Origin of the sequence: uncultured Sphingomonas sp. (assembly GCF_964250165.1) — a bacterium.
Classification (GTDB): Bacteria; Pseudomonadota; Alphaproteobacteria; order Sphingomonadales; family Sphingomonadaceae; genus Sphingomonas.
Genome location: NZ_CAXUEK010000082.1, coordinates 1 through 11,445, shown reverse-complemented (window position 1 = coordinate 11,445; position 11,445 = coordinate 1). Strand labels below are relative to the sequence as shown.

Sequence of the window (11,445 nt, the reverse complement as noted above, 5' to 3'; positions counted from 1 at the left end):
GCCGCGCCGCGACCTGCTCGATATGCGTCGACTTGCCGGTGCCGTGATAGCCCTGCACCATCACGCGGCGGTTGTGCGCGAAGCCCGCCAGCACCGCGACCGTCGTGTCGGGATCGAACACATAGGCGGGATCGAGATCCGGCACGCGCTCGTCCGCCTCGCTGAACGCGGGCACCTCCCAATCGACATCGAGCCCGAAGGCGTCGCGCACCTTGACCATCTTGTCGGGCGCATCGAGCAGCGTCGTCTCGCGACTGTCGGGCTGGGTGTTGGATAGATCAGTCATGCGATCAGCCTTAAGCCAAGCGGGCCGAGCGACTCAACCGCTCACACGACCTTTTCGGGCAGGGGGAACAGCATCAGGAAACGCTCCGCCGCCGCGCGGTCTCCCTCGACCGCGAGCGTACCCTCCGCCACCAGTGCGTCGAGCGGCACGCCGCCATAGACCGCCGCCGCCAGCGCGCGCGGATCGGCGGCGGCGAAGGTCGCGTCCGCCCCGGCCGGCTCGGCGCGCCGCACCTCGATGCCGTCGCCCAGAGTCGCCGTGAACCGGTCGGGTCCAAGCCGGAAGCCGTAAACCCCCTGCCCGCCGCCCGCATACATGGTGCGGAAGCTCATCATCATCGATGCGGGGCTGAGCGGCAGCGTTACGTCGTGCGCGGGTGAGCGCACCGCCCAGCGGCCCAGCTCCTGGATCGCCCGTTCGCTCTCCCGTCCCCAGTCGGTCAGCTCATAGACCTGCGCGTTGGCGGGCGACGGCAGCCGTCGCCGCTGCACGATGCCGGCGCGCTCCAGCCCGTCCAGCCGCTGGGTCAGCACGTTGGCGCTGATGGCGCCGAGGCCGCCCCTCAGCTCGCCGAACCGCCGCCCGCCGAACATCAGCTCGCGCACGATCAGCAGCGACCAGCGCTCGCCCACCAGCTCCATCGCCAGCGCCGTCCCGCACGCATCATCATACCACCTCGTTACTTTTTCTGACCTCATAGTTGCTTTTCATAACCATCAGGCGCATCCGACGCAAACAGCGATCCGCAACGGGAGAGTTCGCGATGTCCAAGCAAATCTTCATCAGCCTGCCCGTCGCCGACGTCGCCAGGTCGACCGCGTTCTACGCCGCGATCGGCTGCGAGAAGAACGCGCAGTTCAGCAACGACCGGGCGTCGTCGATGGTGTGGTCGGACGCGATCACCTTCAATCTGCTCGACCACGACCTGTATGCGACCCTGACCACCCGGCCGATCGCCGATACCCACGCGACGAGCGGCGCACTGTTTGCGCTGCAGCTCGCCAGCCGGGCGGATGTCGATGCGATTACCGAGGCGGCGCTCGCGGCGGGCGGCAAGGAGGCTCATGGTCCCGAGGACGAGGGCTTCATGTACAGCCGCGCCTTCTGGGATCCCGACGGCCATGCGTTCGGCCCGATGTGGATGGACCTGGACGTGTTCAAGACCGCGCCGCAGCCCGACACGGCGGCGGCATGAGCGCGCTGCGCGGCCCGTGCTCGGCGTCGCCGCGTTCGCGTTGACGACGCTCGTCCTCGCCGCCCATCCCGCGCCCTGGGTGGCCTGAGCCCGGCAACCGACAAACAGGAGAGAGACGATGCCCACCCCTGACGGCATGCCGATCTGGTACGAGCTGCAGACCGCCGACCTCGACGCGGCCACGCGCTTCTACGGCCCGATCACCGGCTGGACGACGACGACCTTTCCGACGCCCGGCGGCGGGATGGAATATAGGGTCTGGACCATGGCCGAGACCGGCGTCGGCGGCCTCGCCTCGCCGCCGCCGGGCATATCCGTCCCGAGCGGCTGGCTCGCCTATTTCCACGTGCAGGACGTCGACGCCAAGGCCGACGAGGTCGCGGCGGCGGGCGGCGCGATCACCATGCCGGCCAGCGACATTCCCGGGGTGGGTCGCATCGCGCTGGTCGCCGATCCGCAGGGCGTGCCCTTCTACCTGATGCGGCCCGATCCTTCGATGCCGGAAGTCGAGAACACCAGCTTCTCGGAACACCTGCCCGGCCGCGCCGCATGGAACGAGCTCGTCACGTCCGATCAGGCCGCAGCGCTGCCCTTCTACGCCAGGCTGTTCGGCTGGAGCTCGACTGAGGCGATGCCGATGGGCGAAATGGGCGACTACAGCTTCATCGACGGCCCCGGCGGCGTCCGCCTCGGCGCGATGATGAACCGCGCCCACCCCGGGCAGCCGTTGCGCTGGGCCTTCTACTTCAAGGTGCCCGACGCAGATCGCGCCGCCGAGCAGGTAAAGGCAAGCGGCGGCCAGGTCGTCGCCGGCCCGATGGACGTCCCCGGCGGCCAGCGCGTCGTCATGGCCATCGATCCGCAGGGCGCTGGCGTCGGCTTCGTCTCGGGAGAGCGGGCACGGGCGAGATGACGACCTGCCCCTGGTTCGACGGCCAGGCCCGCGCGGCCGCCGAGTTCTATGCGGCATCGTCCGCTCTTCCCGCTCGGTGCGCCCGAGCGGGATTGAGCGGACGAAGGAGCCGCACGACGACTTCACCATCACCGCATTCGTCCTCGCCTGCCAACGCGCCTTCGCGGCGCAGCTGGCGGTCAGCACCCGTCCGCCGTCCTCCACCTGAACCTCGTCCGTCATCCGCCGAACAAACCTCGCCCGTCATCCCCGCGCGGGCGGGGATCGATGATCGCCGCGTTCAGCGGGGGGCCGAGCGTCAGGAGAAGATGGATTCCCGCCTTCGCGGGAATGACAGTGTCGGGAGGCGGACCAACCCCTGTCCACCGCTCACGCGAACGCCGGTGCCTGACGCAGCTGCTGATAGGCCGCGATCACCTGTCGCAGCCGCTCCTCATGGCTGCGATCGCCGCCGTTGCGGTCAGGGTGGTAGCGCCGCACCAGCTCGGAATAGCGCTGGCGGAGCGCGCGCCGGTCGGCGTCGGGCTCCAGCCCCAGCACGCGCAGGCTCTCGCGATCCTGACCGGACAGCGGCTTGCCGTCCGGTCGCTCGGGCGCGGCGGTGCGACGGAAGCGGGCGGCGATCGCGTCCAGCGGATCGGCGAAGTCCGCCCAGCGCGGTCCCGGATCGCCCTGGGCATAGGTACGGGTTTCGGCCCAGCCGGCATAGGGCCGCTGGGCCGCGTGGATCTCCTCCGCGCTCATGCCCGAGAAGAAGTTATAGCCCGCGTTGAACGCGCGGACATGGTCCAGGCACAGCCAGCGGAACGGCGGCGGCCCGTCGCGGCCGACCTGGACGGCGTCGACATAGGGCGCGCGGAACTCGCCCGGGCCGTCGCACCCCGGCTCGGCGCAGAGCCGCCCGTCTGCCTCGATCCGTCCGTGGAAGCGCGGCCCCGCTCTCGTATGTCCCTCGCTCGCCACGCCCAATCCCGGTCAAAACGCGCTATATAGGCCTGATGACCGACCCCGCCACTGGCCCGATGGCCCAAAGGATCGCCGACCGGATCGTCGCCGCGCTCGCGCCGACCCGCCTCGACGTCAGCAACGACTCGGCCCAGCATCGCGGCCACATGGGCGACGACGGATCGGGCGAGACGCACTTCAGCGTCGCCGTCGAGAGCGCCGCCTTCGCCGGCCTGGGCCGCGTCGCGCGGCAGCGCCTCGTCAACCACGCGCTCGCCGACCTGCTCGCGCCCGGCGGCATCCACGCGCTCGTCATCCGCGCCCGCGCGCCGGGAGAAGACGCATGAGGCACGCGCCCTCCCATCAACGCCGCGACGATCGCAACCGGCTCCAGCCGGTCGGCGCAGCGTGAGACAGCCCCGCCCCGCAGCGCGCATCCTGCTCGTCGACGCGGCCGGCCGCGTTCTCCTGTTCCGCTTCACCGCCCCGGACCGCGCGCCCTTCTGGTGCACGCCGGGCGGCGCGGTTGATCCGGGCGAGAGCTATGCCGATGCCGCGCGCCGCGAGCTGCGCGAGGAGGTCGGGCTCGACCGCGACTGCGGCCCCGAAGTGGCGCAGCGCACCGCCGAGTTCCTCTCGCTCGAAGGCGTCGAGGTCGCGGCGGACGAACGCTATTTCCGCGTCCAGGTCGACGCGCTCGCGGTCGACACCGCCGGGCATACCCCGCTGGAGCGCCGCGTCATGACCAGTTGGCGCTGGTTCACGCCCGCCGAGCTCGCCGCCCATCGCGAGCAGGTCTTCCCGGAAAACCTCGTCGCCCTCCTCGCCGCCACGGAGCCAGCCGATGCAGAGTGACCTGTTCGACGTGACGCTGCGCGCGAGCACGCATGATCTGGGCGGCTTCAAGGTCCACCGCACGCTGCCGGCGAAGGAACGGATGATGGTCGGCCCCTTCCTGTTCTTCGACCAGATGGGGCCGGCGCGGCTCGGCGCGGGGGACGGCATCGACGTGCGCCCGCACCCGCACATCAACCTCGCCACCGTCACCTATCTGTTCGACGGCGCGATCGGCCATCGCGACTCGCTCGGCACCGCGCAGCGCATCGAGCCCGGCGCGGTGAACCTGATGACGGCGGGACATGGCATCGTCCATTCCGAGCGCTCGCCCGGCGACGAGCGCGCGCACGGGCCGGTGCTCTCCGGCATCCAAACCTGGCTCGCCCTGCCCGACGCGCAGGAGGAGATCGATCCCGCCTTCGAGCATGTCCCCGCCCCCGCGCTGCCGATGATCGAGGCCGGCGGCGCGACCGCGCGGGTCATCATGGGCGAGCTGTGGGGCGCCCGCGCGCCGACGACCACCTATGCCGGCACGATCTACGCCGATGTGCGGCTCGCGCCGGGCGCCGTCGTCCCGATCGACGCGGCGGCGGACGAACGCGCGCTCTACCTCGTCGAGGGCGAGGCGGTGCTGGAGGGCGTCCCCCTCCAGCCGCTGACCCTCTATGTCCTCAAGCCCGGCGTCGCCGCCACGCTGCGCAGCGAGGGCGGCGGCCGCGCGATGCTGTGCGGCGGCGACGCCTTCGCGACGCCGCGCCACGTGTGGTGGAACTTCGTCTCGTCGCGGCGCGACCGCATCGAGGAGGCCAAGCGGGCCTGGCGCGCCGGCGAGTTCGCGCGCGTGCCCGGTGACGCGCAGGAATGGATCCCGATCCCGGCGGTGCCGAAGACGGTCAGCTATCCGTAGCGTTACCGCTCGGCGGTGCGCGCGAGCAGATCGGCCAGGTCCGCCTTCCAGAACGCCGCCGCCGTGTGCGTCCCGTGCCCGCGCGTGTCCGCCGTTTCGGGGATCTGCCGGAAACGGGCGTCGCGCATCCGCGTCACCGCCCGCTGGGGGAAATCGAGATTGCGCGGATTGATGAAATCGTCCGCCGAGTTCACCCAGGTCAGGGGCGCGGTGATCGCTTCCAGCCGCGGCCAGGGATCGTAGTCGCGCGAGGCGTCGACCTGATAGATCAGGTCGTCCGCGTCGAGCCCCGGCAGGGCCTTGCCCACCCGATCGCGCACGAACGCCTCGGCCGCCGCCCGCGTCGGATATTGGCGCTGGAAGGCGAGCGGCGCCGCGCCCGCGACGAACAGCAGCGACTCCGCCGTGCGCAGCCCCTGCAGCGGCTCGGCCGCATAGTTGCCGCCCGCCCAGGCCGGGTCCGCCTCGATCCCGTCGATCACCAGCGTCCGCCACATCCGGTTGAGCCCCGCCAGCGCGACCGGCTCGCAGGCGAGCGGCATCAGCGCGGCGGCGAAGTCCGGATGCGCCTCGCCCCACACCAGCGTGTGCATACAGCCCATCGACGTGCCCATGATGAGCCGCATCCGGCGGATGCCCAGCCCGTCGCGCAGCAACCGATACTGTGCCTCGACCATGTCGTCATAGGTGTAGCGGGGGAATCTCATCCGCAGCCCGTCCGAGGGTTTAGACGACTTTCCGTGCCCGATCCCGTCGGGCAGGATGATCCAGTATCGCGCGATGTCGAGCGGCTGCCCCGGACCGTAGAGCTCGTCGGCGAAGATCGGGTTCAGGAACTGCTCACCCGTGCCGCCGGTGCCGTGCAGCACCATCACCGCATTGTCGATCTCGCCGCGCGCGTTGCGATGCGGGCGGCCCAGCGTGGTGTAGTGAATGTTGAGCCGGTCAAGCGTCTCTCCCGAGCGGAAGCGGAAGGCGGGGATGACGTAATCCGCTTGCGTCGTCGGCCAGGACCGCCGCGCCGGCGCGATAGCGGGCGTGGTGGGCGGCAGGGCGGGCGCGGTGGCCTGGGCGGCGACGAGCAGGAGCGACAGGAGCATCGCTTAACCTGTCGCATCAAGAGCGAGCTGCCAAGGAGGATGTTCCGTCGCAGGCGGGGATCTATGATCGCATCGCGCGGAAGTCGCCTGAGCCAGCGCAAATGGATTCCCGCCTTCGCGGGAATGACGGTAAGTAACAGCGCAAGGAGATCATCCATGACCGACGCCCTGCAACGCATCGCGCTCCCCACCGGCGTCGATCTCGACGTGCAGGTCGCCGGCGCGCGCGATAAGCCGCCGGTCATCCTGCTCCATGGTTTCCCGGAGTCGCATCGCACCTGGCGCGGGATCGTGCCGGACCTGGCGCGGGACCATTTCGTCCTCGCCCCGGACCAGCGCGGCTATGCCCGCTCGTCCAAGCCCCAGGGCATCGAGCACTACAGCCCCGACAAGCCGATCGGCGACCTGCTCGCGCTGGCCGACCATTTCGGGATCGACCGCTTCACCCTGGTCGGTCATGACTGGGGTGGCGCGATCGCCTGGATGGCCGCGCTCCAGCACCCAGACCGCATCGAGCGGCTGGCGATCGTCAACGCGCCGCACCCCCTCATCTTCCAGCGCTCCCTGTTCGACGACATGGGCCAGCGCGAGGCGAGCCAGTATATCCGCCGCTTCCGCGACACCGGCATCGACCAGGGGCTGGTCGGGGCCGGGCTGGAGCACTTCTTCTCCTCGACGTTCGCGCGGGTGCTCACCACCGCCGTCGCCGGCGAGGACAAGGCCGCCTATCTCGACGAATGGGGCCAGCCCGGCGCGATGACGGCGATGCTCAACTGGTATCGCGCCTCGTCGATCGAGGTTCCCGCGATGGACGAGATGCCGCCCCGGCCCGCCTTTCTCGATCGCCCCTTCCCGCCCGTCACCCAGCCGACGCTGGTCGTGTGGGGTACACGCGACAAGGCGCTGCTACCCGTGCAGCTGGAGGGCCTGGGGGAATATGTGCCGAACCTGACGGTGGAAAAGGTGGACGCCGGCCACTTCGTCCCTTGGGAGAACGCCCCGGCCGTGCTCGCCGCGATGCGACGCTGGGGTATGTAATCCTCCCCGGGACGGGGAGGACGCTAAGGCCAGACCCGCGCCGATTCCGGCAGTTCGATGCCGTCGCCGGTGTCGGAAGCGCCGTAGCGTATCCAGGCGGCGTGCGCGTGGGCGACGCCGAGCACGACGGGCCCGGCATGGCCCGGCCAGCTCATCACGCGCATCACCTGGTGCGCGATGGCCCGGTTCGGCTCCATCATCACCCACGCGAGCGGCCGCGCCGCGGTGGCGGCGGCGGCGGCCCGCTCCATCGCCGCGCGCACGCGCTGGGCGGTGTCCTGGGGCAGATACTGCCAGACGACCGAATGCATCAGCACTCGCGTGACGCCCGCCTCGTGCGGCGCGGCCAGCCGCTGCTCCAGCCAGTCTGCGGCGTCCGCGCGGTCGAGCCGGACGCCATGCTCGCGCACCATGCCGATCGCGGTGCGCAGCCGCTGCAACCGCCGCGGCTCCTCGGCCCACACGAAGGCGGAGAGCCGCGCCTCGACCGCGGGATCGGTCGCGTCCATCGGGGCGACATCGCAGCCGCGCGCCGACACGATCTCGACCGGCGCCGGCGCGGGCGCGGGCCCGGTCCATGCGGGCGTCAGCACGACCGGCGCGTCCGCCGGCCCGACCATCGTCCCGCCCAGGTCGAAGCGGTAGCGGCCGATCAACAGGTTGAGCCCGGCGCTCGACCCGATTTCCAGCAGCTCGATCTTCGGCCCGTGCCGTCGCGCCACCTCCATCAGCCCCAGCATCAGTGCCGCCGAGCGGCCGGGCTCGTTGGTCTGCGGCGGCCCATCGAGCCAGGGCATCAGCGCCGCCTCGTGCTCCGCCAGCACGCGGTCGAGCAGGCCCGCCACCTGATCCTCCGGCACGCGGCCGGCGAACAGGTCAGCCAGTCCGGCGTCCCGCCCGGCAAGCACCAGCGCGTTCAGCCCGCCCATGAAGCGCAGCGGCAGCGCATCGCGGGTCGGCTCGCCCGGCCAATCGAGCAGCCGCGCGCCAACGGCGGTGGCCCGCGTCAGGTCTCGCGCGACCGCGCCGGTGATCGCGGCGTAGATCGGCGCGTCCATCGTGCGGCAGTAATGTTCCTGGATCAGGAACGCCTGGCGGACGGCTTCCTCGTCCATCGGCTCAGCGCGGCGCCATGCGGATCGCGCCATCGAGGCGCACATCCTCGCCGTTGAAGTAACCGTTCTCGATCATGGTCAGCGCCAGCCCGGCGAACTCGTCCGCCTGGCCCAGCCGCTTCGGGAAAGGCACGCTGGCCGCCAGCGCGTCCCTCACCTGCGGCGGCGCGGCGTTCATCAGCGGCGTGTCGAAGATGCCGGGCAGGATCGTGTTGATCCGGATGCCCTCGCCCATCAGGTCGCGCGCGATCGGCAGCGTCATGCCGACCACCCCGCCCTTCGACGCGGCGTAGGCCGCCTGGCCGATCTGACCGTCCTCCGCCGCGACGCTCGCGGTGTTGACGATCGCGCCGCGTTCGCCGTCCGCGAGCGGCGCCAGCGTCAGCATGCCGGCGGCCGACTTGGCGACGCAGCGGAAGGTGCCGACCAGGTTGATCTGGATGATCCAGTCGAATGCGTCGAGCGGGAAGTGCCGGATCGAGCCGTCCTCCCTGGCGCGGCTGGCGGTCTTGATCGCGTTGCCCGTGCCTGCGCAGCAGACCAGCACGCGCTCCTGCCCATGCGCCTCGCGCGCCTTCGCGAAGCCGGCGTCGACGCTCTCGTCGGAGGTGACGTTCACCTCGCAGAACACGCCGCCGATGTCGGCCGCGACGGCCTGGCCCTTCTCGGCCTGCAGATCGAAGATCGCGACCTTCGCACCCTTCGCCGCCAGCGCCCGCGCCGTCGCCTCGCCGAGGCCGGAGGCGCCGCCGGTCACGACGGCGGCGATCTGCTCGTTGAGTTCCATCTCTTGTTCCTTCGTCATGCCGGGTTCGTCCGCGGCATCCACGTTCGATCTTGCCCGAGCGCTCAGCGCCGTTCCAAACCGCCGGGCTCGGCCGACGGTGGATGCCGGCACAAGGCCGGCATGACCGCGGACGCTACAGCCGCTCCACGATCGTCACGTTGGCCAGCCCGCCGCCCTCGCACATCGTCTGCAGGCCGTAGCGGCCGCCGCGCTTGTGCAGCGCGTGCACCAGCGTCGCCATCAGCTTGGTGCCGCTCGCGCCGAGCGGATGACCCAGCGCGATCGCGCCGCCGTTGACGTTGATCTTCGCGGCGTCGCCGCCGACATGCTTGAGCCAGGCGAGCGGCACCGACGCGAACGCCTCGTTGACCTCGTACAAGTCGATATCGTCGATCGAGAGGCCGGCCCTCTTCAAGGCTTTGTCGGTCGCGAACAGCGGCTCCTCCAGCATGATGACGGGGTCGCCGCCCGTCACCGCCAGCGCATGGACGCGCGCGAGCGGCGTCAGGCCATGTTCCTTCAGCGCCGCCTCGCTCACCACCAGCACCGCCGACGCACCGTCGCAGATCTGGCTGGCGTTGGCCGCCGTGATCCGGCCGCCTTCCTTGAGCAGCTTGACCGCCCCGATCGATTCGGGCGTCGCGTCCCAGCGGATGCCCTCGTCGCGGTCGTGACAGGTCGCGCCCTCGGCGGTCTCGACGTCCAGCCCGACGATCTCGTCCTTGAAGTCGCCCCGCTCGGTCGCGGCGGCGGCGCGGCGATGGCTCTCCAGCGCATAGGCGTCCAGATCCTCGCGGCTGAAGCCGTACTTTTCCGCCATCATCTCCGCGCCCAGGAACTGCGAGAACTGGATGGCGGGGAAGCGCTCCTCCTGGCGCGGGCTCTTGGAGCCGCCCAGCCCGGCCTGCGCGAACAGCGCGCCGGTCGAGCCCATCGGCACTCGCGTCATCGATTCGACGCCGCTCGCGATCACGACGTCCTGCGTGCCGCTCATCACCGCCTGCGCCGCGAACTGGATCGCCTGCTGCGAGGAGCCGCACTGCCGATCGATGGTGACGGCGGGGACGCTGGTCGGCAGCTTCGACGCCAGCACCGCCCCGCGGCCGATCTGGAAGCCCTGCTCGCCGCCCTGGCTGACGCAGCCCATGATGACGTCCTCGACCGCCGCCGGATCGATGCCGGTGCGCGTCACCACCGCGTCCAGTACCGCGCCCGCCATGTCGGCCGGGTGCCAGCCCGCCAGCCGACCGCCGCGCCTGCCGCCGGCCGTGCGCACCGCCTCGACGATGAAGGCCTCCGCCATTGTGCACTCTCCATAACAACTGTTATCCCGCTCCGTGTCGCCCAATCCGGGGCGTTCGGCAAGAGGTGGCGCGGTGGACGTGAGCGCGGCGGTAGCGGCCCGGCGATCCGTGCGCGGCTTCCTCGACACAGCGGTCGAGCCGGACGTGCTGCGCGACCTGGCGATCCGGGCGGCCCGCGCGGCGACCGGCGGCAATCTCCAGCCCTGGCATGTGGACATTGTCGCGGGGGCACCGATGAAGCGCCTCAAAGCCATCATGGCCGGCAAGCTCGCGAACGATGAGCGCGAGACGCCGGGCTACGACATCTATCCGCGCGAGATGGCCGACACGCATCGGGCGCGTACCTACGCGCTGGGCGAGGCGCTTTATGGCCATCTCGGCATCCCGCGTGCGGACAAGGACGCGCGGCGGCGCTGGTTCGCGCGCAACTTCGATTTCTTCGGCGCGCCCGCGGCGTATTTCGTCACCGTCGATCGACGGATGGGGCCGCCGCAATGGTCGGACCTCGGCATGTATCTGCAGAACCTGATGCTGCTGGCGGTGGACGCGGGCCTCGCCACATGCCCGCAGGAGTGCTGGGCGATCTACCCGCAGACCGTGGAACGCTTCCTCGAGACCCCGCCCGAGCGGATGCTGTTCTGCGGCGTCGCGATCGGTCACGAAGACCCGGCCGAACCCGCCAACCGCCTTCGCAGCGACCGCGCCGACGCAGCCGAATGGCTGACGGTCATCGCCGACGCCCCTGACAACGGCTGACGCCCACCCCATATGCGCGATGGGGCGGCACAGCTTCCCTTTTAGGCCACCCTCGGGTAAGGGCGCGCCGACTTTTAATTCAAGAGGTTTGTTTGGCCAAGGAAGACACGCTTGAGATGCGCGGCCGCGTGGTGGAGCTGCTCCCCAACGCGATGTTCCGCGTGCAGCTGGAGAACGGCCACGAGATCCTGGGCCACACCGCCGGCAAGATGCGCAAGAACCGCATCCGCGTGCTGACCGGCGACGAGGTGCTGGTCGAGCT

General features: G+C 70.7%; 14 protein-coding genes and 1 pseudogene. 8 read left to right on the top strand and 7 right to left on the bottom strand.

Features of this window, described 5'->3' with window-relative positions; all coding sequences use genetic code 11:
* Together ACFE64_RS13410 and ACFE64_RS13405 are read right to left on the bottom strand one after the other, a co-directional pair.
* A pseudogene (locus ACFE64_RS13410) lies at positions 1-286 on the bottom strand (cobaltochelatase subunit CobS); the annotation flags it as partial.
* Between the two features lie 41 nt (positions 287-327).
* Entirely contained in the window at positions 328-927 is a 600-nt protein-coding gene (locus ACFE64_RS13405) for a winged helix-turn-helix transcriptional regulator (RefSeq protein ID WP_375392963.1), read from the bottom strand.
* 122 nt (positions 928-1,049) lie between these two features.
* On the opposite strand from ACFE64_RS13405, the gene ACFE64_RS13400 reads away from it, so the two are divergent.
* Both ACFE64_RS13400 and ACFE64_RS13395 read left to right on the top strand, forming a co-directional pair.
* Complete coding sequence (locus tag ACFE64_RS13400; RefSeq protein ID WP_375392962.1) at positions 1,050-1,481, top strand: VOC family protein; 432 nt, start codon at positions 1,050-1,052, stop codon at positions 1,479-1,481.
* Positions 1,482-1,599: 118 nt separating this feature from the next.
* On the top strand, positions 1,600-2,394 hold the full coding sequence (locus ACFE64_RS13395; protein WP_375392961.1) for a VOC family protein: 795 nt from the start codon (positions 1,600-1,602) through the stop codon (positions 2,392-2,394).
* Between the two features lie 369 nt (positions 2,395-2,763).
* Here the strand turns inward: ACFE64_RS13395 and ACFE64_RS13390 are convergent, their stop codons facing one another.
* Positions 2,764-3,363, bottom strand: a complete 600-nt coding sequence (locus ACFE64_RS13390) for a J domain-containing protein (protein WP_375392960.1) — start codon at positions 3,361-3,363, stop codon at positions 2,764-2,766.
* A 29-nt stretch (positions 3,364-3,392) separates the two neighbouring features.
* Here ACFE64_RS13390 and ACFE64_RS13385 point away from each other — a divergent pair, with 29 nt between their 5' ends.
* From ACFE64_RS13385 to ACFE64_RS13375, 3 genes are all read left to right on the top strand, one after another.
* Positions 3,393-3,686 (top strand): BolA family protein, encoded by a 294-nt coding sequence (locus ACFE64_RS13385; protein ID WP_375392959.1) that lies wholly within the window; start codon positions 3,393-3,395, stop codon positions 3,684-3,686.
* A gap of 61 nt (positions 3,687-3,747) precedes the next feature.
* Positions 3,748-4,194, top strand: a complete 447-nt coding sequence (locus ACFE64_RS13380) for an NUDIX hydrolase (protein WP_375392958.1) — start codon at positions 3,748-3,750, stop codon at positions 4,192-4,194.
* The gene (locus ACFE64_RS13375) at positions 4,184-5,083 is read left to right on the top strand and encodes a pirin family protein (RefSeq protein WP_375392957.1); all 900 of its coding nucleotides are present in this window, start codon (positions 4,184-4,186) and stop codon (positions 5,081-5,083) included. Before ACFE64_RS13380 ends, ACFE64_RS13375 begins: the two co-directional genes overlap by 11 nt.
* A 2-nt stretch (positions 5,084-5,085) precedes the next feature.
* On the opposite strand, the gene ACFE64_RS13370 is transcribed toward ACFE64_RS13375, so the two are convergent.
* Complete coding sequence (locus tag ACFE64_RS13370) at positions 5,086-6,183, bottom strand: alpha/beta fold hydrolase (RefSeq protein ID WP_375392956.1); 1,098 nt, start codon at positions 6,181-6,183, stop codon at positions 5,086-5,088.
* Between the two features lie 156 nt (positions 6,184-6,339).
* Between ACFE64_RS13370 and ACFE64_RS13365 the strand changes: the two genes are divergently transcribed.
* Positions 6,340-7,221: an alpha/beta fold hydrolase gene (locus ACFE64_RS13365; protein WP_375392955.1), complete on the top strand. Its 882-nt coding sequence runs from the start codon at positions 6,340-6,342 to the stop codon at positions 7,219-7,221.
* Between the two features lie 23 nt (positions 7,222-7,244).
* Here the strand turns inward: ACFE64_RS13365 and ACFE64_RS13360 are convergent, their stop codons facing one another.
* The 3 genes from ACFE64_RS13360 to ACFE64_RS13350 form a co-directional block, all read right to left on the bottom strand.
* Complete coding sequence (locus ACFE64_RS13360) at positions 7,245-8,336, bottom strand: DUF2332 domain-containing protein (RefSeq protein WP_375392954.1); 1,092 nt, start codon at positions 8,334-8,336, stop codon at positions 7,245-7,247.
* A 4-nt stretch (positions 8,337-8,340) separates the two neighbouring features.
* Complete coding sequence (locus ACFE64_RS13355) at positions 8,341-9,123, bottom strand: SDR family NAD(P)-dependent oxidoreductase (protein WP_375392953.1); 783 nt, start codon at positions 9,121-9,123, stop codon at positions 8,341-8,343.
* Positions 9,124-9,256: 133 nt separating this feature from the next.
* Positions 9,257-10,426, bottom strand: a complete 1,170-nt coding sequence (locus tag ACFE64_RS13350) for an acetyl-CoA C-acetyltransferase (protein WP_375392952.1) — start codon at positions 10,424-10,426, stop codon at positions 9,257-9,259.
* A gap of 73 nt (positions 10,427-10,499) precedes the next feature.
* Between ACFE64_RS13350 and ACFE64_RS13345 the strand changes: the two genes are divergently transcribed.
* Together ACFE64_RS13345 and infA are read left to right on the top strand one after the other, a co-directional pair.
* Positions 10,500-11,183 carry a nitroreductase gene (locus tag ACFE64_RS13345; RefSeq protein WP_375392951.1) on the top strand — a complete coding sequence of 228 codons (684 nt, stop codon included), beginning with the start codon at positions 10,500-10,502 and terminating at the stop codon, positions 11,181-11,183.
* A 92-nt stretch (positions 11,184-11,275) separates the two neighbouring features.
* On the top strand, positions 11,276-11,445 hold a 170-nt coding region (gene infA, locus ACFE64_RS13340), incomplete at its 3' end, for a translation initiation factor IF-1 (protein WP_375392964.1).